23 protein-coding genes are annotated in these 26,339 nt (G+C 74.3%); 11 read left to right on the top strand and 12 right to left on the bottom strand.

Going from position 1 to position 26,339, the window contains the following annotated elements:
• The first annotated feature begins 269 nt into the window (after window positions 1–269).
• Window positions 270–1,076: a SigE family RNA polymerase sigma factor gene (locus tag ACIP60_RS22360; RefSeq protein ID WP_400687574.1), complete on the top strand. Its 807-nt coding sequence runs from the start codon at window positions 270–272 to the stop codon at window positions 1,074–1,076.
• A 232-nt stretch (window positions 1,077–1,308) separates the two neighbouring features.
• Here the strand turns inward: ACIP60_RS22360 and ACIP60_RS22355 are convergent, their stop codons facing one another.
• The 4 genes from ACIP60_RS22355 to deoC form a co-directional block, all read right to left on the bottom strand.
• Window positions 1,309–1,944, bottom strand: coding sequence for an ATP-binding protein (locus tag ACIP60_RS22355; protein WP_400687081.1), 636 nt, complete (start codon window positions 1,942–1,944; stop codon window positions 1,309–1,311).
• Window positions 1,945–2,137: 193 nt separating this feature from the next.
• Window positions 2,138–3,040, bottom strand: a complete 903-nt coding sequence (locus ACIP60_RS22350) for an aldehyde dehydrogenase family protein (RefSeq protein ID WP_400687079.1) — start codon at window positions 3,038–3,040, stop codon at window positions 2,138–2,140.
• Window positions 3,033–4,586, bottom strand: coding sequence for an aldehyde dehydrogenase family protein (locus tag ACIP60_RS22345; protein ID WP_400687077.1), 1,554 nt, complete (start codon window positions 4,584–4,586; stop codon window positions 3,033–3,035). Before ACIP60_RS22345 ends, ACIP60_RS22350 begins: the two co-directional genes overlap by 8 nt.
• 5 nt (window positions 4,587–4,591) lie before the next feature.
• Entirely contained in the window at window positions 4,592–5,578 is a 987-nt protein-coding gene (gene deoC, locus ACIP60_RS22340) for a deoxyribose-phosphate aldolase (RefSeq protein WP_400687572.1), read from the bottom strand.
• 133 nt (window positions 5,579–5,711) lie between these two features.
• Between deoC and ACIP60_RS22335 the strand changes: the two genes are divergently transcribed.
• Window positions 5,712–6,302, top strand: coding sequence for a TetR family transcriptional regulator (locus ACIP60_RS22335; protein ID WP_111556317.1), 591 nt, complete (start codon window positions 5,712–5,714; stop codon window positions 6,300–6,302).
• Between the two features lie 6 nt (window positions 6,303–6,308).
• Here ACIP60_RS22335 and metG read toward each other — a convergent pair whose 3' ends face one another.
• Window positions 6,309–8,015 carry a methionine--tRNA ligase gene (metG, locus tag ACIP60_RS22330; RefSeq protein ID WP_400687075.1) on the bottom strand — a complete coding sequence of 569 codons (1,707 nt, stop codon included), beginning with the start codon at window positions 8,013–8,015 and terminating at the stop codon, window positions 6,309–6,311.
• A 320-nt stretch (window positions 8,016–8,335) separates the two neighbouring features.
• Between metG and ACIP60_RS22325 the strand changes: the two genes are divergently transcribed.
• The 3 genes from ACIP60_RS22325 (at window position 8,336) to ACIP60_RS22315 (ending at window position 10,655) form a co-directional block, all read left to right on the top strand.
• Window positions 8,336–9,085 (top strand): ABC transporter ATP-binding protein, encoded by a 750-nt coding sequence (locus ACIP60_RS22325; RefSeq protein WP_400687073.1) that lies wholly within the window; start codon window positions 8,336–8,338, stop codon window positions 9,083–9,085.
• A complete protein-coding gene (locus ACIP60_RS22320; protein ID WP_100837953.1) occupies window positions 9,082–9,825 on the top strand; it encodes an ABC transporter permease in 744 nt (247 codons plus the stop codon). The genes ACIP60_RS22325 and ACIP60_RS22320 overlap by 4 nt, the downstream gene beginning before the upstream one ends.
• Window positions 9,826–9,989: 164 nt before the next feature.
• A complete protein-coding gene (locus ACIP60_RS22315; protein WP_282205895.1) occupies window positions 9,990–10,655 on the top strand; it encodes a PH domain-containing protein in 666 nt (221 codons plus the stop codon).
• Window positions 10,656–10,688: 33 nt separating this feature from the next.
• Here ACIP60_RS22315 and ACIP60_RS22310 read toward each other — a convergent pair whose 3' ends face one another.
• Entirely contained in the window at window positions 10,689–11,675 is a 987-nt protein-coding gene (locus ACIP60_RS22310; protein WP_400687070.1) for a zinc-binding alcohol dehydrogenase family protein, read from the bottom strand.
• A 108-nt stretch (window positions 11,676–11,783) separates the two neighbouring features.
• Here ACIP60_RS22310 and ACIP60_RS22305 point away from each other — a divergent pair, with 108 nt between their 5' ends.
• A complete protein-coding gene (locus tag ACIP60_RS22305; RefSeq protein WP_400687068.1) occupies window positions 11,784–12,116 on the top strand; it encodes an ArsR/SmtB family transcription factor in 333 nt (110 codons plus the stop codon).
• 147 nt (window positions 12,117–12,263) lie between these two features.
• Window positions 12,264–12,920 (top strand): DUF3710 domain-containing protein, encoded by a 657-nt coding sequence (locus tag ACIP60_RS22300; protein WP_400687066.1) that lies wholly within the window; start codon window positions 12,264–12,266, stop codon window positions 12,918–12,920.
• A 234-nt stretch (window positions 12,921–13,154) separates the two neighbouring features.
• Here the strand turns inward: ACIP60_RS22300 and ACIP60_RS22295 are convergent, their stop codons facing one another.
• The 4 genes from ACIP60_RS22295 to ACIP60_RS22280 all read right to left on the bottom strand — a co-directional run bounded on the left by ACIP60_RS22295 (window position 13,155) and on the right by ACIP60_RS22280 (window position 18,838).
• Entirely contained in the window at window positions 13,155–15,200 is a 2,046-nt protein-coding gene (locus ACIP60_RS22295) for a hypothetical protein (RefSeq protein WP_400687064.1), read from the bottom strand.
• Between the two features lie 156 nt (window positions 15,201–15,356).
• Window positions 15,357–17,054, bottom strand: coding sequence for a phospho-sugar mutase (locus ACIP60_RS22290; protein WP_400687062.1), 1,698 nt, complete (start codon window positions 17,052–17,054; stop codon window positions 15,357–15,359).
• Window positions 17,055–17,318: 264 nt separating this feature from the next.
• On the bottom strand, window positions 17,319–18,149 hold the full coding sequence (locus tag ACIP60_RS22285) for a purine-nucleoside phosphorylase (protein ID WP_111556946.1): 831 nt from the start codon (window positions 18,147–18,149) through the stop codon (window positions 17,319–17,321).
• Between the two features lie 251 nt (window positions 18,150–18,400).
• Window positions 18,401–18,838, bottom strand: a complete 438-nt coding sequence (locus tag ACIP60_RS22280) for a gamma-glutamylcyclotransferase (RefSeq protein ID WP_014136114.1) — start codon at window positions 18,836–18,838, stop codon at window positions 18,401–18,403.
• A gap of 127 nt (window positions 18,839–18,965) precedes the next feature.
• Between ACIP60_RS22280 and ACIP60_RS22275 the strand changes: the two genes are divergently transcribed.
• The 4 genes from ACIP60_RS22275 to ACIP60_RS22260 all read left to right on the top strand — a co-directional run bounded on the left by ACIP60_RS22275 (window position 18,966) and on the right by ACIP60_RS22260 (window position 23,431).
• Window positions 18,966–19,184, top strand: a complete 219-nt coding sequence (locus ACIP60_RS22275) for a hypothetical protein (protein ID WP_400687059.1) — start codon at window positions 18,966–18,968, stop codon at window positions 19,182–19,184.
• 128 nt (window positions 19,185–19,312) lie between these two features.
• On the top strand, window positions 19,313–20,767 hold the full coding sequence (locus ACIP60_RS22270) for an NAD(P)H-quinone dehydrogenase (RefSeq protein WP_400687057.1): 1,455 nt from the start codon (window positions 19,313–19,315) through the stop codon (window positions 20,765–20,767).
• 241 nt (window positions 20,768–21,008) lie between these two features.
• The gene (locus ACIP60_RS22265) at window positions 21,009–21,929 is read left to right on the top strand and encodes a DeoR/GlpR family DNA-binding transcription regulator (RefSeq protein WP_400687570.1); all 921 of its coding nucleotides are present in this window, start codon (window positions 21,009–21,011) and stop codon (window positions 21,927–21,929) included.
• Between the two features lie 149 nt (window positions 21,930–22,078).
• Window positions 22,079–23,431 carry a condensation domain-containing protein gene (locus ACIP60_RS22260; protein WP_400687055.1) on the top strand — a complete coding sequence of 451 codons (1,353 nt, stop codon included), beginning with the start codon at window positions 22,079–22,081 and terminating at the stop codon, window positions 23,429–23,431.
• A 101-nt stretch (window positions 23,432–23,532) separates the two neighbouring features.
• On the opposite strand, the gene ACIP60_RS22255 is transcribed toward ACIP60_RS22260, so the two are convergent.
• Window positions 23,533–25,308: an acetyl/propionyl/methylcrotonyl-CoA carboxylase subunit alpha gene (locus ACIP60_RS22255; protein WP_400687053.1), complete on the bottom strand. Its 1,776-nt coding sequence runs from the start codon at window positions 25,306–25,308 to the stop codon at window positions 23,533–23,535.
• 219 nt (window positions 25,309–25,527) lie between these two features.
• Window positions 25,528–26,280: a hypothetical protein gene (locus tag ACIP60_RS22250; RefSeq protein ID WP_100837963.1), complete on the bottom strand. Its 753-nt coding sequence runs from the start codon at window positions 26,278–26,280 to the stop codon at window positions 25,528–25,530.
• Between the last annotated feature and the right edge of the window lie 59 nt (window positions 26,281–26,339).

The raw sequence follows: 26,339 nt of genomic DNA, 5'->3' as shown, positions 1-26,339 counted from the left end.
TCCCACCCCGCCTCCGGAAGCACCCACCCGGGTGACCCCCGGCGCACCGGGAACCGGACCGCGCGGCTCCGGCGTCCGGATCGGCGGGGCACCCGACCGTCACGGACCGCCCTCCTTGTGACAGCCCTGTGACAGTCGGCGGACACCGCCATGACGCGCGGACGGCAGGATTTTCCTCGTCGCCGCAGAACGGCGCCGGGCCGACGCCCGGAGCCGCGGCGGCGCAGATCCGCTCGTACCGACCATGGGGGTGCCCGATGACCGCAACGCTGACGACCCGAAACGCCGGGCCGCGTTCCGCCGTCCTCGGCGCCAACCGGCCTCGGCACGAGGAGGAGAACGCCGGCACCGTGCTCGTCCGGGGGTGCGCGCACAACGCCGGGACCCGTCGCCCGGTCGTGGGGACCAGGAGCGGGGACACCGTCCACCACCGGACCGGGAACCCGGTGGCGGGCCGGACGCTGCGGCTCGCGCCGCAGACCTTCCGGGGTGAGCAGGCCGACCAGGGGGGCGCGCAGGGGGAGCACCCGGCCGCCGCGGCGGACGAGGCGCGCGACATCGCCGAGTTCACCGCGTACGTCCGCGAGCGCCGCGCCTCCCTGTACGCCACCGCCTACCACCTCACCGGCGACCGCCACGAGGCCGAGGACCTGCTGCAGAGCGCGCTCTTCTCCACCTACCGCGCCTGGGGCCGGATCACCGACAAGGCCGCCGTCGGCGGGTACCTCCGCCGCACCATGACCAACCTGCACATCTCCGCCTGGCGCCGTCGCAAGATCAACGAGTACCCGACCGAGGAGCTCCCCGAGCACGCCGGCGACACCGACGCGATGGGCGGCACCGAGCTGCGCGCCGTGCTCTGGCAGGCGCTCGCCAAGCTGCCCGAGAACCAGCGCACCATGCTCGTGCTGCGCTACTACGAGGGCCGCACCGACCCGGAGATCGCCGACATCCTCGGCATCAGCGTCGGCACCGTGAAGAGCTCCATCTGGCGCGCGCTGCGCCGGATGCGCGAGGACGAGCAGCTCAACCGCTCCGGCGACACCGTGCACGCCTTCGGCGAGCTGGTCGCCTGAGCCGCGCCGGTAGCTGAGCCGCGCACGGCGCACAGGACTCCCGTCGGGGGACGGGCAGCGGGGGGAAAAGAGGGGGGGAACAGGGGGGAAGGGCACGGGACGCGGCGGCCGACTCGGGGGAGACGGCCGCGGGGGGAGGTCCCGGACCCGGACGGAACGGGCGGGGCCCCGGTGCGGGGGAAACGGCACCGGGGCCCCGCCCGCTCCCGTCCGTCCCCGTCGTCCCCGCCGCTCAGACCAGTTCGGCGGGCAGCTGCCGGGCCACCGCGGCGATCCGCCGGCCCGCCTCCACGCCCGAGCAGGCGTACGAGCCCAGCTCCACCTGCCGGGCCACGATGCCGCGCTCGGCCCGCATCAGCCGCAGGCCCCGGCGCACCAGGTACGGCACCGACTTGCGGCCCTCCCGGACGTCCCGCCGGAACCGCCGCCAGGCCGTCGTGGCCGGCTTGTTGCGCAGGCACAGCGCGTCGCCCAGCAGGCCCTCGGCCGCGCACCGGCGCACCAGCTCGGCGGCGAAGATCCCCTCCGCCACGAAGCCCGCCGCGCCGTCCAGCTCCAGCAGGCGGCTGCCCGCCCGGCCGTTGTCCGGGATCGAGTACACCGGCACCTCGGCCCGGCCCTCGAAGACCAGCGCCCGGATCGCCGCCAGCGCCTGCTCCTCGTGCCAGGACAGCGGCGAGTCCCAGTCCGTCCCGCCGCCGTCCGGCAGCTGCGGCAGCGTCGGGTCGTCGCCGTCCTTGTAGAAGTCGTCCAGTTGCAGGACCGGGAGCCCGCTGCGCTCGGCCAGCGAGGACTTCCCCGACCCCGAGGGGCCCGACAGCAGGATGACGCGGGATATCGGGCGGCGGTTCAGCGGGGTGTCACTCACGGGAAACCAGTCTGAGGCATGGGAGGGGCAGCTCGGAACCCACCGGTCGGCCCCGTCACGCAGCGTGCGGGCATGGGGACGGGCCCGCACCAGGGGGGGAGAAGTGCGGGCCCGTCACGGCCGCCCGGGCCCCGGGGGGGGGTAGGGCGCTGAGGACGGCCGGTCTGTGTGGAGTTGGCCGGTCGGCCGGGGGCTAGATGCCCATCGGGTGCCAGACCGTCTTCGTCTCCAGGAAGGAGAGCAGCCGCCCGGTGCCGGGCTCGGCCGTCCAGTCCTCGGCGGACGGGTCGGCGGCCGGTCGGACCACTCGCTTCAATGTATCCGCCGCCGACTCCTCCAGCGCCGCCGCCGCGCCGGGCCCGTCCGGGGCGATCGCCCCGGCCAGGTCGAGCGCGTTGACGTCCTGGTGGGAGGCCAGCGTCGGGGCGAGGTCCGCGGTGCGGCCGGAGAGCAGGTTGACCACGCCGCCCGGCACGTCCGAGGTGGCCAGCACCTCGCCCAGCGACAGCGCCGGCAGCGGGGCCCGCTCGGCCGCCGCGACCACCACGGTGTTGCCGGTGGCGATCGCCGGGGCGATCACCGAGACCAGGCCCAGCAGCGAGAAGCCGGTGCCGGCCTGCGGCGCCAGGACGCCGACCACGCCGGTCGGCTCCGGGGTGGACAGGTTGAAGAACGGCCCGGCCACCGGGTTGGCGCCGCCCGCGATCTGCGCGACCTTGTCGGTCCAGCCCGCGTACCAGACCCAGCGGTCGACCGCCGCGCCCACCAGCGCCGCCGCCCGCCCGGCGCTCACGCCCTCGGCCGCCGCCACCTCGGCGGCGAACTGCTCCCGGCGGCCCTCCAGCATCTCGGCCACCCGGTACAGCACCTGCCCGCGGTTGTACGCCGTGGTGCCCGACCAGCCCTTCACCGCCGCGCGGGCCGCCAGCACGGCGTCCCGGGCGTCCTTGCGGGTGCCCAGCGGCGCGTTCGCCAGCCAGGTGCCCTCCGTGTCCGTCACCTCGTACACCCGCCCGCTCTCCGAGCGCGGGAACTTCCCGCCGACGTACAGCTTGTAGGTCTTGAAGATGTCCAGTCGGACAGTCTGCTCAGACATCGAGGTACGCCTCCAGACCGTGGCGGCCGCCCTCGCGGCCGTAACCGGACTCCTTGTACCCGCCGAACGGCGAGGTCGGGTCGAACTTGTTGAAGGTGTTCGCCCACACCACGCCCGCCCGGAGCCGGTTCGCCATCCACAGGATGCGCGAGCCCTTCTCCGTCCAGATGCCGGCGGACAGGCCGTACGGGGTGTTGTTGGCCTTCTCCACCGCCTCCGCGGGGGTGCGGAAGGTCAGCACCGACAGCACCGGGCCGAAGACCTCCTCGCGGGCGATCCGGTGGGCCTGCGAGACGCCGGTGAACAGGGTCGGGCGGAACCAGTAGCCCGCGCCCGGGAGTTCGCACTCCGGGGCCCAGCGCTCGGCGCCCTCCTGCTCGCCCGCCGCGGCCAGCTCGGTGATCCGGGCCAGCTGCTCGGCCGAGTTGATCGCGCCGACGTCGGTGTTCTTGTCCAGCGGGTCGCCGACCCGCAGGGTGCCCATCCGGCGCTTGAGCGCGTCCAGCAGCTCGTCCTGCACCGACTCCTGCACCAGCAGGCGGCTGCCCGCGCAGCACACGTGGCCCTGGTTGAAGAAGATGCCGTCGACGATGCCCTCGACCGCCTGGTCCAGCGGCGCGTCGTCGAACACGATGTTGGCGGCCTTGCCGCCGAGCTCCAGCGAGAGCTTCTTGCGGGTGCCCGCGACCTGCTTGGCGATCGCCCGGCCCACCGGGGTGGAACCGGTGAAGGCGACCTTGTCGACGCCCTCGTGCGCGGTCAGCGCGGCGCCGGTGCGGCCGTCGCCGGTGACGATGTTCACCACGCCCTTCGGCAGGCCCGCCTGGCGGCAGATCTCGGCGAAGCGCAGCGCGGTCAGCGGGGTGGTCTCGGCCGGCTTCAGCACCACCGTGTTGCCGGTGGCCAGCGCCGGGGCGACCTTCCAGGCCAGCATCAGCAGCGGGAAGTTCCACGGGATGACCTGCGCGGCCACGCCCAGCGGGCGCGGGTTGCGGCCCCAGCCCGCGTGGTCGAGCTTGTCGGCCCAGCCCGCGTAGTAGAAGAAGTGCGCGGCGACCAGCGGCAGGTCGACGTCGCGGGTCTCGCGGATCGGCTTGCCGTTGTCGATCGTCTCCAGCACCGCCAGTTCGCGGCTGCGCTCCTGGATGATCCGGGCGATCCGGAACAGGTACTTGGCGCGCTCGCTGCCCGGCAGCGCCGACCAGTCGGCGAACGCCTTGCGGGCGGCCGCGACCGCGCGGTCCACGTCCTCCGGGGTGCCCTGGGCGAACTCGGCCAGCACCTGCTCGGTCGCCGGGTTGACGGTCTTCAGCGCCTCCGAGCCGGAGGAGTCGACGAACTCGCCGCCGATGAAGTGGCCGTAGCCGGTGGCGATCTCACCCGCGGCGGCCGGGGACTCGGGGGCCGGGGCGTACGCGAACAGGCCGGAGCGGCGGGCGGGCGGCCGCTCGGTCCCGGTCGCGGCTGCGGTCGCCGGGTTCGAGGCCGCCGGGTTCGCGGTTCCGGGCGTGGCCCCGGGCTTCTCGGTCTTCTTGGTCTTCGACATCGTCCTCAGTCCACCGTCACGTAGTCGGGACCGGAGTACCGGCCGGTGCTCAGCTTCTGGCGCTGCATCAGCAGGTCGTTCAGCAGGCTGGAGGCGCCGAACCGGAACCAGTGCGGGCTCAGCCAGTCGTCGCCGAGCGTCTCGTTCACCATCACCAGGTACTTCATCGCGTCCTTGGTGGTGCGGATGCCGCCGGCCGGCTTCACGCCGATCTGCACGCCGGTCGCCGCGCGGAAGTCCCGCACCGCCTCCAGCATCAGCAGCGTCACCGGCGGGGTCGCGTTCACCGCGACCTTGCCGGTGGAGGTCTTGATGAAGTCCGCGCCGGCGATCATCGCCAGCCAGGACGCCCGGCGGACGTTGTCGTACGTCTGCAGCTCGCCGGTCTCGAAGATCACCTTGAGGTGGGCCGCGCCGCCGTCCGGGCGCGCGCAGGCCGCCTTGACCGCGCGGATCGTCTCGAAGACCTCCAGGTAGCGGCCGGAGAGGAAGGCGCCCCGGTCGATCACCATGTCGATCTCGTCCGCGCCGGCGGCGACCGCCTCCGCGGTGTCCGCCAGCTTCACCGGCAGGCCGGCCCGGCCGGACGGGAAGGCGGTGGCCACCGAGGCGACCTGGACGCCGCTGCCGCGCAGCGCCTCCTTCGCGGTGGCCACCATGTCCGGGTACACGCAGATCGCCGCGACCCGCGGGGCGGAGCGGTCGGACGGGTCCGGGCTGAGGCCCTTCGCGCACAGCGAGCGGACCTTGCCGACGGTGTCCGCGCCCTCCAGGGTGGTCAGGTCGATCATCGAGATGGCGAGGTCGATGGCGAGCGCCTTGGCGGTGGTCTTGATCGACCGCGTGCCGAGGCTCGCCGCCCGCGACTCCAGGCCGACCTGATCGACCCCGGGCAGGCCGTGCAGGAAACGGCGCAGGGTGGCCTCGGACGCCGCGACGTCCGCGAGACCGCCGCCCGCGGCGCCGGGGGCGTTGGCTGCAAGAGTGGACATAGTCACCAGAGCAGCATATCTACGCGCGTAGGCAGGCGGTAGGGCGGGTCGGTTTCGAGTCCTGACCGAAATCTGCCCGCTCCCGGCGCGGGCGGCGTCCCCGGCCCCGCGCCGCCCCGGGGACAATGGCGGGATGGACGGCGGCACGAAGGCGCGGGGGCGGCGGCCCGGGGGCGAGGACACCCGGGGGGCGGTGCTGGCGGCGGCCCGGACGGAGTTCGCGGCGCGCGGCTACCAGAAGGCCAGCATGCGGGCGATCGCCCGGGCCGCGGGGGTGGACCCGGCGCTGCTGCACCACTACTTCGGCAGCAAGGACCGGCTGTTCGCGGCGGCGCTGGAGTTCCCGTTCGACCCGCGCACGGTGGTGGAGCAGGTGTTCGCGGGCGACCCGGCGACGGTCGGCGAGCGGGTGGCGGGCTTCGTGCTGGCGCTCTGGGAGCAGCCGGCCGTGCGGGAGCGGCTGCTGGCGCTGGTGCGGACGGCCGCCGCCAGCGAGGAGGTCGCGGCGCTGATGCGCGGCTTCATGGTGACCGAGCTGGTCGCCCGGGTCGCGGACCGGCTCGACGTGCCGGAGCCGGAGCTGCGGGTCGAACTGGTGATGGCGCAGGTCGTCGGCCTGGCGGTGGCCCGGTACGTGATCGCGGTCGAGCCGCTCGCCTCGGCACCCCCGGAGGTGCTGGCCCCGCTGCTGGGCCGCACCGTCCAGGGGTACCTGACGGGCTGAGGAAGGCTACGCCTGGCCGCCGAAGCGCTCGGTCCAGGCGGCCAGGTCCTCGTCGGTGATCTTGGCGAACAGCACCGGCGGGACGGTGAAGCCCGTCCCGGCCGGGACGAGCGACAGCGCGCGGGCCTCGTCCGCGGACACCCAGGTGCGGGTGTCGCCGTCCAGCGCGAAGGACTCCCGGACCGCCTTGGCCGCGGCCGGGATGAACGGCTCGGAGACCACCGCGTACAGGTGGATCAGGTTGATCGCGGTGCGCAGGGTGCGGGCGGCCGCCTCCGGGTCGGTCTTGATCTCCGTCCAGGGCGCGGTGACGTCCAGGTACGCGTTGCCCGCCGACCAGAGCGCGCGCAGCGCCTGCGCGGCCTTGCGGAAGTTCAGCGCGTCGAGCTGGGCCTCGTACTCGGCCAGCAGCTCGGCGATCTGCCCGCCCAGCTGCTCCTCCGCCGCGCCGTTCGCCGCGCCGGCCGGGACCTCGTCGCCGAAGCGCTTGCGGCTGAAGGAGAGCACCCGGTTGACGAAGTTGCCCAGGGTGTCGGCGAGGTCCTTGTTGACGGTGGCCGCGAACAGGTCCCAGGTGAAGCTGGAGTCGTCGGACTCCGGGGCGTTCGCCATCAGGTAGTAGCGCCAGTAGTCGGCCGGCAGCAGTTCGAGCGCGACGTCGGTGAAGATGCCGAGCTTCTGGCTGGTGGAGAACTTCCCGCCGTAGTACGTCAGCCAGTTGAACGCCTTGACGTAGTCGACCTTCTTCCACGGCTTGCGCGAGCCGAGGATGGTGGCCGGGAACATCACGGTGTGGAACGGGACGTTGTCCTTGGCCATGAACTCGGTGTACCGGACGGTGTCGTCCGCCTCGTACCACCAGGAGCGCCAGTCGCCGCCGGTGGCGTCCGCCCACTCCTTGGTGGCGCCGATGTACTCGATCGGGGCGTCGAACCAGACGTAGAACACCTTGCCCTCGGCGGCCAGTTCGGGCCACACGTCGGCCGGGACGGGGACGCCCCACTCCAGGTCGCGGGTGATCGCGCGGTCCTGGAGGCCCTCGGTCAGCCACTTGCGGGCGATCGAGGAGGCCAGCACCGGCCAGTTGTCGCCGTTGGCGGCGATCCAGGACTCCACCTCGTCGGTCAGCTTCGACTGGAGCAGGAACAGGTGCTTGGTCTCGCGCACCTCCAGCTCGGAGCTGCCGCTGATCGCCGAGCGCGGCTCCAGCAGGTCGGTCGGGTCCAGCACGCGGGTGCAGTTCTCGCACTGGTCGCCGCGGGCCTTGTCGTAGCCGCAGTGCGGGCAGGTGCCGACGATGTAGCGGTCCGGCAGGAAGCGGCCGTCGGCCACCGAGTACACCTGGCGGATCGCCCGCTCCTCGATGAAGCCGTTGGCGTGCAGCTCGCGGGCGATCTCCTGGGTGATCTCGCGGTTCTGCGGCGAGGAGGAGCGGCCGAAGTAGTCGAAGGACAGCTGGAAGCCGTCGTAGATCGCCTTCTGCTGGTCGTGCGCCCGGGCGCAGAACTCGGCCACCGGCAGCCCGGCCTCCTGGGCGGCCAGCTCGGCGGGGGTGCCGTGCTCGTCGGTCGCGCAGATGTACAGCACCTCGTGGCCGCGCTGGCGCAGGTACCGGGAGTAGACGTCCGCCGGGAGCATCGACCCGACCATGTTGCCCAGGTGCTTGATCCCGTTGATGTAGGGAAGCGCGCTGGTGATCAACTGCCGAGTCATCCTGGGGGACTCCCATGCTCTCCGGCGGGCGCGCCGGGAGCGCGGCCGCGGACGGGTTCAGAGGGGCCGGTGCGGGGCGTTTCGGCTGCCGTCCGGCCGACGCAATCGTACCGAACCGGGGTGTCCCGGCCGTACCGCTTATCGGTGGGCTGTCAAGGGGGGAGCGCGCGGTCCGTTCCGGGCGCCGTCGCGGCGGGCGGGGGCGGGGAGCGGCCGTTCCCCGGGTGCCGGGCGGGGGCCGGTGGGCGGGGCCTCCGCGAGGGCTTGACGGGGCTTGACGGGGGCTTGACGGGGATGGTGCGCGACAGGAAACTCATCACATGATGAATTCTCTGGCGGGGCCGGTCGACGGCCCCGCGATCAGGGTCGAGGGGCTGGTGGTGCGCCGCGGCGCGGCCACCGTGCTGCCGGGACTGGACCTGGAGGTCGCCCGCGGCAGCGTCACCGGGCTGCTCGGGCCCAGCGGCTGCGGGAAGACCACCCTGCTGCGCAGCGTCGTCGGCGTGCAGCGCACCGCTGCCGGGACGGTCACGGTGCTCGGCCGCCCGGCCGGGTCCGCCGCGCTGCGGGACCGGGTCGGGTACGTCACCCAGGCCCCGTCCGTGTACGGCGACCTGACGGTCGGGGAGAACCTCGACTACTTCGCCGCCGTCCTCGGCGCCCCGCCCGGCGACCCGGCCCGGGTGATCGCCCGGGTCGGCCTGGACGCCCACCGCCGCACCCCCGCCGCCCGGCTCTCCGGCGGCCAGCGCGCCCGGGTCTCGCTCGCCGCCGCGCTGCTCGGCCGCCCCGAACTGCTGGTCCTGGACGAGCCCACCGTCGGCCTCGACCCCGTCCTGCGGCAGGAGCTGTGGGAGCTGTTCCAGGGCCTCGCCGCGGACGGCGCCACCCTGCTGGTCTCCAGCCACGTCATGGACGAGGCCACCCGCTGCGACCGCCTGCTGCTGATGCGCGAGGGCCGCCTGCTCGCCCACGACACCCCCGCCGCGCTGCTCGCCGCCACCGGCACGGCCGACGTCGAGAACGCCTTCCTCACCCTCGTCCGGACCGGACCGGAGGACCCCCGGTGAACCCCGCCGCCCGCCGCACCCTCGCCACCGCCGGCCGCGTGCTGGCCCAGCTGCGGCACGACCCGCGCACCGCGGCCATGCTGCTGCTGGTGCCCTGCCTGCTGCTCGTCCTGCTCAGGTACATGTACGACGGGCAGCCCGGCACCTTCGACCGGATCGGCCCCGAGCTGCTCGGCGTCTTCCCGCTGCTGGTGATGTTCCTGGTCACCTCGGTCGCGATGCTCCGCGAACGCACCGGCGGCACCCTGGAGCGCCTGCTCACCATGCCGCTCGGCAAGCCCGACCTGCTGCTCGGCTACGCGCTCGCCTTCGGCGCCGTCGCCCTGGTCCAGGCCGCGCTCGCCTCCGCCCTCACCCTCGGCGTGCTCGGCCTCGACGTCGCCGGGCCGACCTGGATGCTGTTCGCCGTCGCGGTCGCCGACGGGCTGCTCGGCACGGCGCTCGGCCTGCTGGTCTCCGCGTTCGCCGCCACCGAGTTCCAGGCCGTCCAGTTCCTGCCCGCGGTCCTGCTGCCCCAGCTCCTGCTCTGCGGGCTGTTCGTGCCCCGCGCCGGGATGGCGCCCGTGCTGCGCTGGGTCTCCGACGTGCTGCCGCTCTCCTACGCCGTCGACGCGATGGGCCGCACCGCGGCGCACGGCGGCGTGAGCGGGCGCGTCCTGGCCGACCTCGCCGTGGTGGCCGGGAGCGCGCTGCTGGCGCTCGGCCTCGCCGCCGCCACCCTGCGGCGGCGCACCGGCTGACGCGGGCGGCGGCGGGGTCGGCGGGGGCGTCGCGGTGTCGTCCCGGGGCTTTCGCGGGGTCGTCGCGGGGCTTTCGTGGGACTTGCACGGGGCGGTCATTCGTGACCGTCCCGTGCCCGGGTCGCCATTGGGGACGGCCGCGGGCCTGGGGCAGAATCGACGGCATGACCGAATCCGACCGGACACCCCACCAGGGTTCCGCCGCCGACGAGCCCGTGTACGCCGACCGCGTGTACCGCTCCGTCCCCAGCGTCATCGCGGGCGTCATGATGCTCGCCGTCGCCGCCTGGCTGATCATCGACGCCGTGGTGTCCGGCACCGGCTCGACCCCGTGGGTCGCCCTCGCCGCCGCGCCCGTCTTCGCCTTCCCGGTGATCGCCTACACCCTGCGGCCGGTGGTGCGCGCCAACGACCGTCGGCTGCTCGTCCGCAACCCGCTGCGCACGATCGTCGCGCCCTGGGCCACGGTCGAGGGGCTCAAGGCCGGCTACTCGGTCGAACTCTTCGCCGCCGGACGCAAGTTCCAGGTCTGGGCGATCCCGGTCTCGATCCGCCAGCGCAAGAAGGCCACCCGCCGGGCCGGCCGCGCCGCCGCCGCGGGCGACCCGCACCTCCCGGCCCGGCCCGCCGGCAAGACCGCCCGCCCGGACCGGCTCGACCCCACCCGCGCCTGGTCCGACGCCGTGGTCACCACCCTCCAGGAGCAGGCCGAGCGCAACGCCCACAAGCCCTCGGCGGCCGGCGAACTGCGGACCACCTGGTGCTGGTGGGTCATCGCCCCGACCCTGGCGGGCCTGGTCGCGCTGGTCACGGTGATCGCGGCGACCTGAGCGCGGAGGCCCGGGCTTCCCGGGGCTCTCCGGTCAGGGATTCAGCGCGACGACGTACTTGCCCTCGCCGCGCCCGGCGGCCAGCAGGTCGTGGGCGGCGGGGACGTCGACGAGGTCCGGGAGGACCGTCACCGGCGTGGCGAGCGCCCCGGTGGCCAGCAGGTCGAGGGCGCGGCGGACGGCGCCGGCGACCTTCGCGGGGGCCTGGACGAGCAGCCCGCCGTGGCTGAACCCGGTGAGCGTGGCGTTGGCCCCCAGCAGCCGGGTGAGCGGCGGCAGCGGCGCGGGGCCCGCCCCGCTCGCGTTGCCGAACAGGACGATCCGGCCGCCCGGTGCGAGCAGGTCGAGGTCGAGGTCGAGCGCGGTGGCCCCCAGCGGATCGAGAACGAGGTCGACGCCGCGCCCGCCGTTCGCCGCCCGCACCTCCTCGGCGAGGCCCGCGCCCCGGACGTGCACCGCCTCGTAGCCGTGCCGCCGGGCGCCCGCGGCCTTCTCCGGGCGGCCGACGGTGCCCAGCAGGCGCCCGCCGCCGAGCAGCGGCAGCAGACGGGCGACGGCGGTGCCGATGCCGCCGCCCGCCGAGTGGACCAGGACGCTCTCGCCGGGGGCGAAGCGTCCGGCGTCGGTGAGCAGCAGCAGCGCGGTGGCCAGGCCGAGGGGCGCGGTGGCGGCGACGTCCAGCGGCACGCCGTCCGGGACGGGGACGGTGAGCTCCGCGTCGGCGACCACGACCTCGGCGAGGCCGCCGCCGCGGGTGGCGGCCACCACGGGGGTGCCGACGGCGGGCCCGGTGACGCCCTCGCCGAGGGCCAGCACGGTGCCGGCCACCTCCCGGCCGGGGTGGTGGGGCCAGGCGGCGGTGTAGCCGGCGTCGCCGCGGCGGGCCATCACGTCCACGAAGTTGAGCCCGGCGTAGGCGACCCCGATCGCGACCTGCCCCGGGCCGGGCCGCGGCGCTTCGAGCTCGCGGACGTGGCTGTGCTCGGCGCCGCCGGCTTCGGTCATGACGAGTGCGCGCATGGTGGTCCCCCTGGAGCGGTCGCAGTTACGATGTTCTACGAACGTCGAATTACTACCACTGGTACCACGAAACTTCGACACCTGTCGAACATCGCCGGAGGAGACCCCGTGCCCCGTGCCGCCCGCCGCCGCGAGGCGCCCCACTACCCCGCCACCGACGACATCGACCTGCTGGACGTCCTGCACGCCCTCTCCGACCCGACCCGGATGACCATCGTGGAGACCCTCAGCGACGAACCCGAACGCGCCTGCGGCACCTTCCCGGTCGACGTCGCCCCCTCCACCCTCAGCCACCACTTCAAGGTCCTCCGCGAAGCGGGCGTGATCCGCCACCGCGAGGAGGCCAACCGCCGCCTCACCACCCTCCGCGCGGCCGACCTGGAACAGCGCTTCCCGGGCCTCCTGCCCACGGTGGTGGCGGCGTACCGGGCGGACCGGTAGCGCGGGCACGCCCGGGTCCGTCCGGACTCGACGCCGAACACCTCGCAAGTCGCCAAGTCGCCAAGTCGCCGAGTCCGAGTAAGCACAGGAAGCATTCAGCGCCGACCGCGTGGGAACGGCTGCGGATGATCGTCAGAAAGGGATGGAATGGGTGACACCCGTAGTTCTGTCGAGGAGGTTCCCGGAGAACCCTGGCGGACCGGTGATCCGCACCGTTCGATGGTGAGGGGGGTCGACACCGGGCCCTGGGACGTGCGTGAGAACGGTTGGCAGTCGACACGACTCATCGATCTCGGCGGGTTGCTGATTCCCGACGAGGACGGCATCGAGGTTCAGCTCGGTACCATGAGGGCGTCTTCCGACCTCGTGGCGGCCACTGTGCTGCGGGATTCCTGCGCCCTGCAGTTGCAAGCGTTCCACGCGATGCGATCCGGCGCGTGGGACCGGACCCGCAAGAAGCTGTTGTCGAACACTTTCAACCCGAAGAACAGGTTCCTGGAACGGGACGGACGCTTCGGTGCGGAACTGCGGTGCGAGATCGAGGTGGAGACCGCATCGGACCGTCGAAAGATGACCGCCGTCTGCTTCCTCGGGTGCGAGGGGCCGGGCTGGCTCTTGAGAGGGGTGCTCAGCGGCGCGATCGCCTTCGACGAACCCCCGGCGGAGTGGTTCTCCTCCTATTTCGGGCGGGTGGTGGTGGCCCCTTGGAACGGCCGACCCCTCGTGTCCGCCTCACCGACCGGGTTCGGTTCCCTGCAACCGGATCTGGACGGCAAGCCGATCCTGCTCCGGCTGCCGGACTGACGGAGACCGGCGTGTGACTCCCCTGGGGCAGCGGCCCCGTTCGAGGCGCCGCCCCCAGGGCGGTGCAGGCGTGTCGGCGGCATGCCACGCCCTGTCCGACCGAGTGGCACCCCGGATCAAGGGGCGCGCCGGTCACACCCCCACCCTCCGACAACCAACCCGTGTACTCGGCCGGGCAGTTCGACGCGGATGCGAACGGCGTGATCACGGTGGCCGACAACGGCCCCGGTCTTCTCAGCGGCGTCCCCGGACCGGTGGACGCACGAGCGCGACGTCATGGCCGAATCCGACCACGATGCCTCCGTCGGCAGTGGCTGCGAGGCAGCTGGCCGGTCCGGGCAGCAGGAGTGGGCGGGCCAGCAGCTCGCCGGTGCGCAGGTCGACGACGGTGAGGGTGCGGTCGGCGCGGGCCACGTACAACTCGGGCCAGGTGCGGCCTGCCACGGCGGTGACGGGGGCCGGGCCGTCGATCTCCGGGCCCGCGGGTCTGCCGCTGGGGTGCCAGGTACGGAGGGTGGTGGCACCGTCAGGGGTCGGACGTTCGGTGCGGACGGTGACGAGCCGGCCGTCGAGGAGTGCCAGTGCCGGGTGACCCTCGGTGCCTCGTACGACCGTCGGTTCGGATGACGGGTCGTCCAGGTCGTAAAGCCGGATCGGCTCCTGGTGGGGCGACAGCGCGGCGGTCGCGCGTCCATCGACCGCGCCGACGGCGAATCCGGTGGAGAGCCGTCCGACGGCGTCGTTGATGGTGGCCAGGATCGCTCCGTCGGAAGGGTTCACGAGCGAGATGTCCTCGTACCCATGGACGATCAGTGCATCGCCGATGCGCAGGCGCTGATGAGCGATCCAGTGGATGAAGGAGTTGTCGGTCCGGACTGGCGCACCTGAGGGGCCGCCCGCAGTCAGATTCCAGCGGTACAGGAGCGGATCGCCGGCGCGGAGGCGCCCGGAACCGGTGGCGGCGTGCAGGTGGCTGCCGTCGGTCCAGGTGGCCAGGGCCTTGGTGATCTTGACGTCCGTGGCGAGGGGCGGTGCGAGCAGGGTGCCGTCGGCGGCGTGTCGCGCCACCAGGGTTCCGCCCTCGTCGGCGCTGACCACCACTCCGTCCGGCTCGGTGACGGTGACGGCCGCCAGCCGCTGGCGGTGGCCGGGTTCGCGGTCAACCGGGACGGCGAGGTCCCAGAGCGCGACCACGCCGTCCTGCTGGGAGGAGGTCAGCAGGAGGTCGCGCCCCTGCCAGCGGACGGCCTCTGCGGCTGCCTGCGCGACGGGGCCGGTGAGAGGTGCCCCGAGCGGGCGCATGGTGTGTGCGTCCCAGAGGTGGACCTGCCACCTCACCGGTACCGCGAGGGTGGACCCCGTCACGGTCGGGTTGCTGAACGGGCCAGGCCGTCCCACGGCCGCCATCAGCCCGTCTGCCAAGGTGTCCGAGTGGGCCGTGAGCAGCGTGTGCTGACCGGACGTCAGGTCGATGCTGGCGAGGGTGGCATACGTGTCGATGACGGTCAGCATGTCCCGACCTGCCGATCGCCACGAGGTTCCGCCTCGGACCGGTCGCAGTCCGCCGGGAACCGGGAGCTCCCGTACGCGGTTGTCATCCGGGTTCCACAGCAGGGCCGCCTTCTCGGTGGGCAGCACGACCGTTCCGTCCGTGAGGGTGCCGACACCGATCCCGTAGACGGGCGGCAGGTGCGGGAGGAGGAGTGGTGCGCCGGTCGACAGGTCCCACTGCCCGAGGTGGCCCTGACCACTGCGGATCAACAGACGGATGCCGCGACCGGAGCCGAGGACTTCCAGGGCGTGTGGCTGTCCTTCGACGTCGAGCGTCCGCCGGTGCGTGAGGTCCGGGAACTCCCAGATCCGCACCCTGTCGTCCTCGTGTCCGGAGATCAGCAGCGGCTCCGACGCGTCGGGCGCGAATGCCAGGACGCGGACGGGTACTTCGCAGTCCACCGTACGGACCCGGCCGGACAGCACGTCCCGGACCTCCAGCCGGTGCCGCCGCTGCTTCTGCTCGGCCGGTGGCCGTTCCTCGATCTCGACGGCGGTGGCGAGCAGCGGTCGGCCGTCGATCTCGCCCCAGGCGGTGGCCACCACGGGGCCGACCCGGAGTTGCCACACCATCCGGGGGTCCAGGTCGACGCCGGTCACCCAGTCGACCCGCCACAGGTCGGCGTCCGGGGTGTCGACGGTCCCGCCGCGGCGGACGGCGTCGAGGAGCGCGGACTGTCGCCGGTCGACGTCGTCCGGCTCTGGTTCGTCGGCGAAGAGCGGTTCCATCGGCGTTCCCCTTCTCCGTGGCCCCGCGGCTTCGCGGCCACGCTCCGGGGCGGCGGGCCGTGCGGGTGCGGACCGATCGTAGTGCCGGCGGTCGGGTGGAACGCCGGAGGGGCCCGGACATCACCGTCCGGGCCCCTCGGGGGAGTTGAGGCGTGGTCAGGCGAGGCCCGCCGCCGTCGCGAAGTCCTGCTTGAGGGCGTCCAGCAGCGCCTGGGCGCGGCGGCGGGCGGCCGGGAGGTCGGCCGGGGTGGGGACGGGGAGGACGGCTTCGAGGTAGCACTTGAGCTTGGGCTCGGTGCCGGAGGGGCGGACCACGATGCGGGCCGAGGTGATGGCGGGGCCGTCGAGGTGGTAGCGGAGGCCGTCGGTGGGGGGGAGGTCGGGGGTGCCGGTGGTGAGGTCGTCGGCGCGGGTGACGGTGAGGCCGGCGAGTTCGACCGGGGGCTTGTCGCGGAGGGCGGACATCGCGTCGGTGATGACGGTGAGGTCGTCGACCCGGACGGAGAGCTGGTCGGTGGCGTGCAGGCCGTGGGTGAGGGCGAGGTCGTCGAGGAGGTCGGTGAGGGTGCGGCCGTCGCGCTTGAGCCCGGCGGCGAGTTCGGCGATCTGGAGGGCGGCGGTGATGCCGTCCTTGTCGCGGACGCCGTCCGGGTCGACGCAGTAGCCGAGGGCCTCCTCGTAGCCGTAGCGGATGTCCTCGGCGCGGGCGATCCACTTGAAGCCGGTGAGCGTCTCGGCGTAGCCCAGCCCGGCCGCGGCGGCGATCCTGCCGAGCAGGGTGGAGGAGACGATGGTGGTGGCGAACACCCCGTCGGTGGTCTTGGCGGCGAGGGCCGCGCCGAGCAGGGCGCCGACCTCGTCGCCGCGCAGCATCCGCCAGTCGCCGTCGGCGGTGGGGACGGCGACGGCGCAGCGGTCGGCGTCCGGGTCGTTGGCGATGACCAGGTCCGGGCGGGCCGCGCGGGCGGTGGCGAAGGCGAGGTCCATCGCGCCCGGCTCCTCCGGGTTGGGGAACGCGACGGTGGGGAAGTCCGGGTCCGGCTCGGCCTGTTCGGCGACCAGGGTCGGCGCCGGGAACCCGGCGGTGGCGAACGCGGCGAGCAGCACGTCGCGGCCCACGCCGTGCAGCGGGGTGTAGACGGTGGCCAGGTCGCGCGGCCCGGCCGGGTCGAGGACGGCGGCGGCGCGGGCGAGGTAGGCGGCGAGGACGTCGTCGCCGAGCACCTCCCAGCCGGACTCGGCGCGCGGGACGTCGGCGAGCGCGCCCAGCGCGTCGATCTCGGCGGCGATCTCGGCGTCCGCGGGCGGGACGATCTGCGAACCGTCGCCCAGGTACACCTTGTAGCCGTTGTCCTGCGGCGGGTTGTGGCTGGCGGTGACCACCACGCCGGCCGCCGCGCCCAGGTGCCGGATCGCGAACGCCAGGACGGGCGTCGGCAGCGCGCGGGGCAGCAGCGCGGCGCGCAGCCCGGCGCCCACCACCACGGCGGCGGTGTCGAGCGCGAAGTCGTACGACTTGTGGCGGGCGTCGTAGCCGATCACCACCAGGTCGCCGAGCGCCGGGTTCTTCCGGACGTACGCGGCCAGGCCGGCGGCGGCCCGGATCACCACGGCGCGGTTCATCCGCATCGGCCCGGCGCCCAGCTCACCGCGCAGCCCGGCAGTGCCGAACTGCAGGCGCCCGGCGAAGCGTTCGGCCAGCCGGGACCAGGCGATCCGCTCCTCGGACTCGGCCTCCGGCCCCTCGGCGGCGGCCAGCAGCGCGGTCAGCTCCGCGCGGGTCTGCGGGTCGGGGTCCTCGGCCAGCCAGGCGCGGGCCCGGTCGAAGAGGTCGGTGGTGGGTGCCTTCGGCATGCGGCCCGCTCCCTGGGTGTGGAGGACGAGAGGACGAGAGAGGAGAGGAGAAGAGGAGGGAAGTGCGAGGAGGGAGGTGCGAGAGGTGGTGCGTGGCGGTGTGGGCCTGCGGCGGCCGGGCGGGGCTGCGGTGCCGGAGCCGCGACGGCGGACCGGTCCCGTGGGGTCGGGGCCGGTCCGCCGTCGTGTGCTGCTCGCCGTCACGGTTCCCGATTCTCCGTCAGAACTGCCGTGCGGGGCGGGAGTCGGGCTCCCGCCGGGGTGTCAGATCCGCTCCAGGACCTTCGCCAGCAGGGTGCCCATCCGCTCGGCGGAGGCCCGGCCGGCCTCCAGCACCTCGGCGTGGTTGAGGGGTTCGCCGGTGATGCCCGCGGCCAGGTTGGTGACCAGCGAGATGCCGAGCACCTCGGCGCCGGCCTCGCGGGCGGCGATGGCCTCCAGGGTGGTGGACATGCCGACCAGTTCGCCGCCGATCACCCGGGCCATGTTGACCTCGGCCGGGGTCTCGTAGTGCGGGCCGCGGAACTGCACGTACACGGCCTCGTCGAGGGTCGGGTCGACCTCGCGGCACAGGGCGCGCAGGCGCTTGGAGTACAGGTCGGTGAGGTCGACGAAGTTGGCGCCGACGATCGGGGAGTCCGCGGTCAGGTTGATGTGGTCGCTGATCAGCACGGGCTGCCCGGGGACCCAGCCCTGGCGCAGGCCGCCGCAGCCGTTGGTGAGCACGACGGTGCGGCAGCCGGCCGCGGCGGCGGTGCGCACGCCGTGCACCACGGTGGCCACGCCGTGGCCCTCGTAGTAGTGGTTGCGGCCGAGGAAGACCAGTGCGCGGCGCTCGCCGCCGCCGGGAATCCGCACCGAGCGGATGGTCCCGGCGTGGCCGGCCACCGCGGGGGCGGGGAAGCCGGGCAGGTCGGTGACCGGGAATTCCGCGAGTGTCTCGCCCAGGGCGTCGGCGGCCGGCACCCAGCCGGAGCCCATCACCAGGGCGACGTCGTGGCGCTCGGCGCCGGTGAGTTCGCGCAGCCGGTCGGCGGCGGCCCGGGCAGCGGCGTAGGGGTCGGCGGAGACGACCGTCTGAGGAGATGCGTTCACACGGTCGAGGATAGGTCACATCTGCCTACGCGCGTAGACAGCACGCCCAGGGCATGCCGGATCGTTACCCGGATTGCGTGGAACGACAGGATTCCTCCCCGGCCGGGGACGTCGACCGGGAGGAAAGTACGGAGCGGGGGAGGGAAAGCACCCGGGAGAAAGCCGGGGAGAAAGCTGGGGGACGGCGGGGAAAGCGCGGGGCAAGGGGAGGGCGGGAACGGGAAAAGCGGCGGTGCGGGAGGCGGACGGCCTCAGCAGGGCCGGCGGCGCAGGTCCAGGACGTAGTCGTCGGGGGCGCCGGCGCTCTCCGCCGCGTCCGCGATCAGGCCCAGGTAGCGGGCGGCCGGCAGTCCGCCCTCGTAGTCGTTGAGCACGTACGTCCAGACCGCGACCTCGCCGTCCAGGGTCTGGGCCCGCAGCTTCACCTTGCGGTAGATGCCGAGCTGCACGCCCTCCCAGCGGTCCAGGCCCTCCTCGTCCATCGGGGCGACGTCGTAGAGCGAGACGAAGACCTGCTCCTTCTCGTCCTCCACCACGGTGGCCAGCGAGCCCTCCCAGCCGAGCTGTTCACCGCCGAAGGTCAGCCGCCAGCCGGGCAGCCAGCCGGTGCCGCGCAGCGGGGAGTGCGGGGCACGGCGGGACATCTGCCGGGCGTCGAGGTTGGTGGCGTAGGCGGCGTAGAGCGACATGGCGCCAGCCTACGGGAGCCGGACGGCCCGCCGGGCTGCGCGCCGGGGGCGGGCCCGCGGTGGAGGGGGCCCCGCGGGCGGACCCGCCGGACCGGGGGCGGGGTGCGCGCCGGACGGGGGCGTCCCGGTGCGACGACCACCGGTGGCGGTGGGCGGACCGGCCGTGGCGGCGGTGCTGCTCGCGGTCGCGGTCACCACGGCCGGCGGCGGCAACCCGACGCCCACCGGCGCGATCGTCGCGGCGCGCAGACCGACGGCAGCACCTGGGACCGGCGAGGGCGCCCGCACGGTGTCCGGCGGGCCGTCGGTGGGGGCCTCCGGTCTGGCGGACCGGCCGATCCCGTGAGGCGGGCGGGGGACGGGAGGCGGAGGGGACGGGAGGGAGGGCGGGAGACGGCCGGAAGGCGGCCGGGAGGCGAGTGAGAGGGGAACAACAACGGCCCCGGCGTGGAATCGGTTCCGGCATGCGGGAGAATGGGGCACGTGACTCGGATCGTGATCATCGGTGGCGGACCAGGCGGATACGAGGCGGCCCTCGTGGCCGCCCAGCTCGGCGCGGAGGTGACCGTCGTCGACCGCGACGGTCTGGGCGGATCGGCGGTGCTGACGGACTGCGTGCCGTCCAAGACGCTGATCGCCACCGCCGAGGTGATGACCAGCTTCGACAGCTCCTACGAGGAACTGGGCATCCTGGTCGCGGACGGCACGGCGGACCCGGCCGACCCGGCCCGGGTGGTCGGCGTCGACCTCGGCAAGGTCAACCGGCGCGTCAAGCGGCTGGCGATCGCCCAGTCGCACGACATCACCCAGGCGGTCACCCGGGCCGGCGTCACCGTGCTGCGCGGTCGCGGCCGGCTGGGCGGCGGCGGCCAGGCGATCGACGGCTCCCGCGAGGTGCTGGTCGAACTGGCCGACGGCGGCACCGAGTCGGTGCGCGCCGACGCGGTGCTGATCGCCACCGGCGTCCGCCCGCGCGAGCTGCCCGACGCGCAGCCGGACGGCGAGCGGATCCTGGCCTGGACGCAGGTGTACGACCTGGAGGAGCTGCCGCGCGAGCTGATCGTGGTCGGCTCCGGCGTCACCGGCGCCGAGTTCGCCGGTGCGTACCAGGCGCTCGGCTCGAACGTCACGCTGGTCTCCTCGCGCGACCGGGTGCTCCCGGGCGAGGACCCGGACGCGGCCGAGGTGCTGGAGGACGTGTTCCGCCGCCGCGGCATGAACGTGATGAGCCGCTCCCGGGCCGAGAGCGCCAAGCGGGTGGGCGACCGGGTCGAGGTGACCCTCGCCGACGGCAAGGTGATCACCGGCACGCACTGCCTGATGGCGGTCGGCTCGATCCCCAACACCGCGGACCTGGGCCTGGAGGAGGCCGGCGTCGCGGTCAACGACTGGGGCCAGATCAAGGTGGACCGGGTCTCCCGCACCTCCGCCCCCGGCGTGTACGCGGCCGGCGACTGCACCGGCGTCTTCATGCTGGCCTCGGTGGCCGCCATGCAGGGCCGGATCGCGATGTACCACGCGCTCGGCGACGCGGTGCAGCCGCTGAACCTGAAGACCGTCGCCTCCAACGTGTTCACCGACCCGGAGATCGCCACCGTCGGCTACACCCACGCCGACGTGTCCTGCGGGAAGATGGACGCCGTCGAGGTCAAGCTCCCGCTGCGCGGCAACCCGCGGGCCAAGATGCAGGGCATCCGGGACGGCTTCGTGAAGCTGTTCGCCCGCCCCGGCACCGGCATCGTGGTCGGCGGCGTGGTGGTCGCCCCGCGCGCCTCCGAGCTGATCCACTCGATCTCGCTGGCGGTGGACAACAACCTGACGGTGGAGCAGGTCGCGAGCGCCTTCACGGTGTACCCGTCGCTGTCCGGTTCGACCGCCGAGGCGGCCCGCCAGCTGCACATCCGCAAGCGCGAGGGCGCCGGCTCCTGACGTCCGCGGGCCGCCCGCGGGCCCCGGTGGCCCGGGGCGACCAGGAGCGCGGGGGGCCGCGGGAGTGAGCCGGGCGCGCACCGTCCGGCTCACCCGGGCGGAGGAGCGCGCATTGTACGGTCGTGCGCCGTTCCGAGGTGAGCAAATCCCGTTACCAGGTGCAAACGCCTGAAAGCAGACGGTCACTCGGGTTACCGTCGGTCCTGTGTTTGCAGCAGAACGTCGCCAGTTGATCCTAGAGATGGTGCGCGCCAACGGAGCCGTGTCGCTCCGTGAGCTGGCCCGCGTCGTCCAGACCTCCGAAGTCACCGTGCGCCGGGACGTCCGGGCGCTGGAGTCCGAAGGGCTGCTCGACCGCCGACACGGCGGCGCGGTGCTGCCCGGCGGGTTCAGCCGGGACCCGGGCTACCCGCAGAAGACCCACCTCGCCACCGCCGAGAAGAGCGCCATCGCCGACCTCGCCGCGGACCTGGTCGAGGAGGGCGACGCCATCGTGGTCGGCGCCGGGACGACCACCCAGGAGCTGGCCCGCCGGCTGGCCCGGGTGCCCGGCCTGACGGTGGTCACCAACTCGCTGCTGGTCGCCCAGGCGCTGGCGCACGCCAACCGGGTGGAGGTGGTGATGACCGGCGGCACCCTGCGCGGCTCCAACTACGCCCTGGTGGGCAGCGGCGCCGAGCAGTCGCTGGCCGGGCTGCGGGTCACCAAGGCCTTCATCTCCGGCAGCGGCCTGACCGCCGAACGCGGCCTGTCCACCGCCAACATGCTCTCCGCCTCGGTGGACCGGGCGCTGGTGCAGGCCGCCAACGAGGTGATCGTGCTGGCCGACCACACCAAGCTCGGCGCGGACAGCATGTTCCAGACCGTCGCCACCGAGGCGATCACCCGGCTGGTCACCGACGAGCGCACCCTGCTGGAGGACCTCACCTCCCGCGAGCAGCACGCGCTCGCCGACTGCGGGGTGCAGGTCTCGGTGGCCTCGCTCGGCCTGACCGCCGAGACCGCCGGGCACCAGCAGCCCGCCCGCCGCCCGGTCCCGCCGCAGCCCGGCCTGGCCCCCGGCAGCCCGCTGCCCGGCCAGCGCCGCCCCGCCCCGCACGGTGGAGCGCCGCACGGCGGCGCCCTGCCGCCCGCCGCCCGGCTGGCCGAACGGATCCGCTGAGCGGGGCGCACCGGCCCCGCCGCACGGGGCACCGGTCACGCCGGCACCGGAGCGCCACCCCCGCCGCGGACGGCCGCACTGACCGGTTCCGGCCCGCCCGCGGCCGATCCCTGGCCGCCGCGGCCGACCCGCTTGTAGCGTCTGCGCCCATGGACGCAGCGAGCGAAACACTCGACCGCACAACAGAACTGACGGTGCGTGAGGCGCGCGGCGGGCGCGGCCCCGCGACCTGGGGACAGCGCGCCATCCACTCCGCCCTGGTCCGGCTCGGCACCGAGGCGCCCCGCTACAACCTGCGGCTGGCCGCCCCCGTCGAGCCCGGCGCGGAGCCGGCCGTGGTGCTCCGCGCCTACACCGAACTGCTGCACCTGCACGACGCGTTGCGCACCCGGCTGGTCGAGGAGGACGGCGACCTGGTCCAGCTGGTGGACGCCGACGGCACCCTCCCGGTGGCGCTGCTGCACCGGGAGACGCCCGAGCGGGCCGCCGCCGCGGCCGGGGAACTGCTCGCCGAGTACGCCCGGCGGCCCTTCGACCCGGCCCGCGAGTGGCCGGTGCGGATCGGCCTGGTGCTGGTCGACGGCCTGGTCCGGCAGACCGTCCTGGTGCTCTCGCACACCGCCTCGGACGGCTGGGGGATGCGCCGCACCGTCCGCGACCTGATGCTGCTGGCCGCCGGGCGCAGCGCCCGGGACCTGCGCGCCGAGCGGGAGTTCGCCCAGCCGCTGGAGGAGGCCGCCGAGCAGGCCACCGCGCGCGGCCGCCGCCGGGACGCCGCCGCCCGCCGGCACTGGCGGGAGAAGCTGACCGCCGGCCCGCGCGCCCTGCTGCCCCGCCCGGCCGCCGCGCCCGACCCGGAGCGGACCTTCCCGTACGCGGTGCTGCGCTCCCCGGCGCTGGCCGTCGCCCTCCCGGAGGCCGCCGCCCGGCTGCGCACCGGCGACGCCACGGTGCTGCTGGCCGCCGCCGCGACCGAGCTGGGGCGGCTGGGCGGGCAGCGCGAGTTCCTGTGCCAGGTGGTGGTCGGCAACCGGTTCACCGAGCAGGCCGCCGAGGCCGTCACCACGCTCGCCCAGGAGGGCCTGTTCCACCTGCCGGAGATCGCCGCGGACTTCGCCGAGACGGTCCGCCGCGCCCACGGCCCGGCGCTCACCGCCTACCGGCACTCCGGCTACGACAAGCCGCGGCTGGACGCGGACCTGGACGGACTGCGGGCGGCGGGCGTCGAGTTGGCCGACCACTCGGTGTTCTGGAACGACACCCGGGACCCGCTGGCCGCGCTGATGGCCGACGCGCCGGGCCAGGGGGGTGCGGGGGAGCGGGAGTTGAGCTTCCCGGACGACTTCCCGGCCCGCCCGGGGGTGTCCGTCGCGGTCGACGTGGTGGCGTTGCCCGGAGCGGTCGAGCTGCGGATGGTGGCGGACGGCGCGCTGCTGAGCCGCGCGCAGATGGCGGGCTTCCTGTGCGGCGTCGAGGAACTGGTGCTCGGCGCGGCCGGATAGCCCGGAGGAGCCGGGCAGCCCGGAGGGCCCGGACAGCCCGGAGGGGCGGGAGTCCTGAGACTCCCGCCCCCTCGGAGGGTGCCGTCGGTGCTGTCGGCGGGTCAGACGTCCTTGATCTCGCAGAGCGCGGCGCCGCTGGAGACCGAGCCGCCGACCTCGGCCTTGAGGCCGACGATCGTGCCCGCCTTGTGGGCGTTCAGCGGCTGCTCCATCTTCATGGCCTCCAGGACCACGATCAGCTCGCCCGCGGCGACCACCTGGCCCTCCTCGACGGCGACCTTGACGATGGTGCCCTGCATCGGCGAGGCCAGGGTGTCGCCGGAGACCGCCGCGGCGGCCTTCTTGGCGCCGACCCGGCGCTTGGCCTTGGCCGCGCCCGCACCGGCGGCCGGGGCCGCGGCGACGCCGAGCGAGGACGGCAGCGAGACCTCGATCCGCTTGCCGCCGACCTCGACCACCACGGTCTCGCGGCCCTCGGGCTCCTCGCCGTCGGGGCCCGCGCCCGCGAACGGCGCGATGGTGTTGTCGAACTCGGTCTCGATCCACCGGGTGAAGACCGTGAACGGGCCGTCCGAGCCGTGCACCTCGGGGGCGAACGCCGGGTCGGTCACCACGACCTGGTGGAACGGGATGGCGGTGGCCATGCCCTCGACCTTGAACTCCTCCAGGGCGCGCTTGGCGCGCTGGAGGGCCTGCTTGCGGTCGGCGCCCGAGACGATCAGCTTGGCCAGCAGGGAGTCCCAGGCGGGGCCGATCACCGAGCCGGACTCGACGCCGGCGTCGAGCCGGACGCCCGGACCGGACGGCGGGGCGAACAGCGTGACGGTGCCGGGGGCGGGCAGGAAGCCGCGGCCCGGGTCCTCGCCGTTGATCCGGAACTCGAAGGAGTGGCCGCGGACCTCGGGGTCGTCGTAGCCGAGCTCCTCGCCGTCGGCGATCCGGAACATCTCGCGGACCAGGTCGAGGCCGGTGACCTCCTCGGAGACCGGGTGCTCGACCTGGAGGCGGGTGTTGACCTCCAGGAAGGAGATCAGGCCGTCCTGGGAGACCAGGAACTCGCAGGTGCCGGCGCCGACGTAGCCCGCCTCGCGCAGGATCGCCTTGGAGGCGCGGTACAGCTCGGCGTTCTGCTCGGGGGTGAGGAACGGCGCGGGGGCCTCCTCGACCAGCTTCTGGTGCCGGCGCTGGAGCGAGCAGTCGCGGGTGGAGACCACCACGACGTTGCCGTGCTGGTCGGCCAGGCACTGGGTCTCGACGTGCCGCGGCTTGTCGAGGTACTGCTCGACGAAGCACTCGCCGCGGCCGAACGCGGCGACCGCCTCGCGGACCGCCGAGTCGTACAGCTCGGGGATCTCCTCCAGCGTGCGGGCGACCTTCAGGCCGCGGCCGCCGCCGCCGAACGCCGCCTTGATGGCGACCGGCAGGCCGTGCTCGGTGGCGAACGCGACGACCTCGTCGGCGCCGGAGACCGGGTCGGCGGTGCCGGCCACCAGCGGGGCGCCGGCGCGCTGGGCGACGTGCCGGGCGGTGACCTTGTCGCCCAGGTCGCGGATGGCCTGCGGCGGCGGGCCGATCCAGGTCAGGCCGGCGTCGAGGACGGCCTGCGCGAACTCGGCGTTCTCCGACAGGAAGCCGTACCCGGGGTGGATCGCGTCCGCGCCCGAGTCGGCGGCGGCCTTGAGCACCTTGGCGATGTCGAGGTAGCTGGTGGCGGGGGTGTCGCCGCCCAGCGCGTACGCCTCGTCGGCGGCCCGGACGTGCAGCGCGTCCCGGTCAGGCTCCGCGTACACGGCGACGCTGGCGATACCCGCGTCCCGGCAGGCCCGGGCGACGCGGACGGCGATTTCTCCGCGGTTGGCGATGAGCACCTTGCGCACTGTGGCTCCCTTCTCGAACCTCGTCGAGTCTATGGATTGGAGGGTGCTACCGGCGAGTAGTCCCTGGTGGTGAGCGTGCTCACACGCTCGGTTGCCGTACTCCCGTACGGGCGGCGGCCGTTGGCGGCGCGCCGCAGGCAGCGGGCCCGGGGCGGTGGTGCGCCGGAGGGCCGGAGCACCCGGCGGGCCGGGGTGGTCTTCGCCACACCGGGGCTCGGCTCAGGCCGCCGCCGGTTCCGGGCGGGTGGCCGCCGCGCCCGTCACGTCCGCCTCGAACTCCACCACGTCCGGCCCGTAGGCCCGGGCGTTCACCACCCGGAGCACCACCGCGAACGCGCCGTCCCGGCCGTGCTCGCGGGCCAGCGCGCGGTGGTGCGCGGCCAGGTAGCGGACCGCGGCCCGGTTGGAGACCGCGGTCTGCCCGGCTATCACGAACACCGGACGGCCGCCCTCGCGCAGGTGCACCCGGGCCAGCAGCGCGTACGCCCGCTGGCCTGGCTGCTCGGTGGAGGTCAGGAACCGGAACTCCCGCGGGCCGACCCGCAGGGTGTGCACCGGGTGCCCGGCCCCGGCGGGCGGTTCGGCGAACGACACGCCCGGCAGCCAGGACGCCAGGTGGGCCGCGGTCCGCCGGTTGCCGGCCGGCCCGCCCACGCAGAACTCGGCCTTGTCGCCCAGCCCCTGCCGGACCTCGTCGTGCCCGGCCAGGGTGGCGCGGGCCCCGCACTCGCGCACCAGCGCGGCCAGCTCCATCAGGGCGTACGCGTCGTCGCGCGCCACGCTCATCGGGTCCGGCGCCGACGCCTGGCGGTTGACCACCAGCAGCGCCTCGCCGCCGGCCGGCAGGCCGAAGAACGCCCGCTGCCGTTCCAGCCGGCGCCGCCGGCGCAGCGACTGGGCCAGCCAGCCCAGCCCGGCACTGATCGCCGAAGCGACCAGTCCCAGAACGACGTTGAGCATCCCATCGGTCATCTTCCGCTCCTCGTCGCCCCTTTCCGGTCCGGCTGCGTCAGCCTAACGGCGCCCGGCGG

The sequence above is a fragment of the Kitasatospora sp. NPDC088783 genome (assembly GCF_044750705.1).
Lineage (GTDB): Bacteria > Actinomycetota > Actinomycetes > Streptomycetales > Streptomycetaceae > Kitasatospora > Kitasatospora fiedleri.
Note: the sequence above shows the minus strand (reverse complement) of the source record. Positions and strands in the feature narration are given on the sequence as shown.

What these genes read in the sequence shown, in the direction of transcription:
- ACIP60_RS22270 (WP_400687057.1), top strand. Translation starts at nt 19,313, where the DNA reads ATGGGGCACGTGACTCGGATCGTGATCATCGGTGGCGGACCAGGCGGA.
- deoC (WP_400687572.1), bottom strand. Translation starts at nt 5,578, where the DNA reads ATGTCCACTCTTGCAGCCAACGCCCCCGGCGCCGCGGGCGGCGGTCTC.
- ACIP60_RS22280 (WP_014136114.1), bottom strand. Translation starts at nt 18,838, where the DNA reads ATGTCGCTCTACGCCGCCTACGCCACCAACCTCGACGCCCGGCAGATG.
- ACIP60_RS22335 (WP_111556317.1), top strand. Translation starts at nt 5,712, where the DNA reads ATGGACGGCGGCACGAAGGCGCGGGGGCGGCGGCCCGGGGGCGAGGAC.
- ACIP60_RS22260 (WP_400687055.1), top strand. Translation starts at nt 22,079, where the DNA reads ATGGACGCAGCGAGCGAAACACTCGACCGCACAACAGAACTGACGGTG.
- ACIP60_RS22265 (WP_400687570.1), top strand. Translation starts at nt 21,009, where the DNA reads ATGGTGCGCGCCAACGGAGCCGTGTCGCTCCGTGAGCTGGCCCGCGTC.
- ACIP60_RS22295 (WP_400687064.1), bottom strand. Translation starts at nt 15,200, where the DNA reads ATGGAACCGCTCTTCGCCGACGAACCAGAGCCGGACGACGTCGACCGG.
- ACIP60_RS22310 (WP_400687070.1), bottom strand. Translation starts at nt 11,675, where the DNA reads ATGCGCGCACTCGTCATGACCGAAGCCGGCGGCGCCGAGCACAGCCAC.
- ACIP60_RS22290 (WP_400687062.1), bottom strand. Translation starts at nt 17,054, where the DNA reads ATGCCGAAGGCACCCACCACCGACCTCTTCGACCGGGCCCGCGCCTGG.
- ACIP60_RS22350 (WP_400687079.1), bottom strand. Translation starts at nt 3,040, where the DNA reads ATGTCTGAGCAGACTGTCCGACTGGACATCTTCAAGACCTACAAGCTG.
- ACIP60_RS22345 (WP_400687077.1), bottom strand. Translation starts at nt 4,586, where the DNA reads ATGTCGAAGACCAAGAAGACCGAGAAGCCCGGGGCCACGCCCGGAACC.
- ACIP60_RS22300 (WP_400687066.1), top strand. Translation starts at nt 12,264, where the DNA reads ATGGGTGACACCCGTAGTTCTGTCGAGGAGGTTCCCGGAGAACCCTGG.
- ACIP60_RS22315 (WP_282205895.1), top strand. Translation starts at nt 9,990, where the DNA reads ATGACCGAATCCGACCGGACACCCCACCAGGGTTCCGCCGCCGACGAG.
- metG (WP_400687075.1), bottom strand. Translation starts at nt 8,015, where the DNA reads ATGACTCGGCAGTTGATCACCAGCGCGCTTCCCTACATCAACGGGATC.
- ACIP60_RS22325 (WP_400687073.1), top strand. Translation starts at nt 8,336, where the DNA reads ATGATGAATTCTCTGGCGGGGCCGGTCGACGGCCCCGCGATCAGGGTC.
- ACIP60_RS22250 (WP_100837963.1), bottom strand. Translation starts at nt 26,280, where the DNA reads ATGACCGATGGGATGCTCAACGTCGTTCTGGGACTGGTCGCTTCGGCG.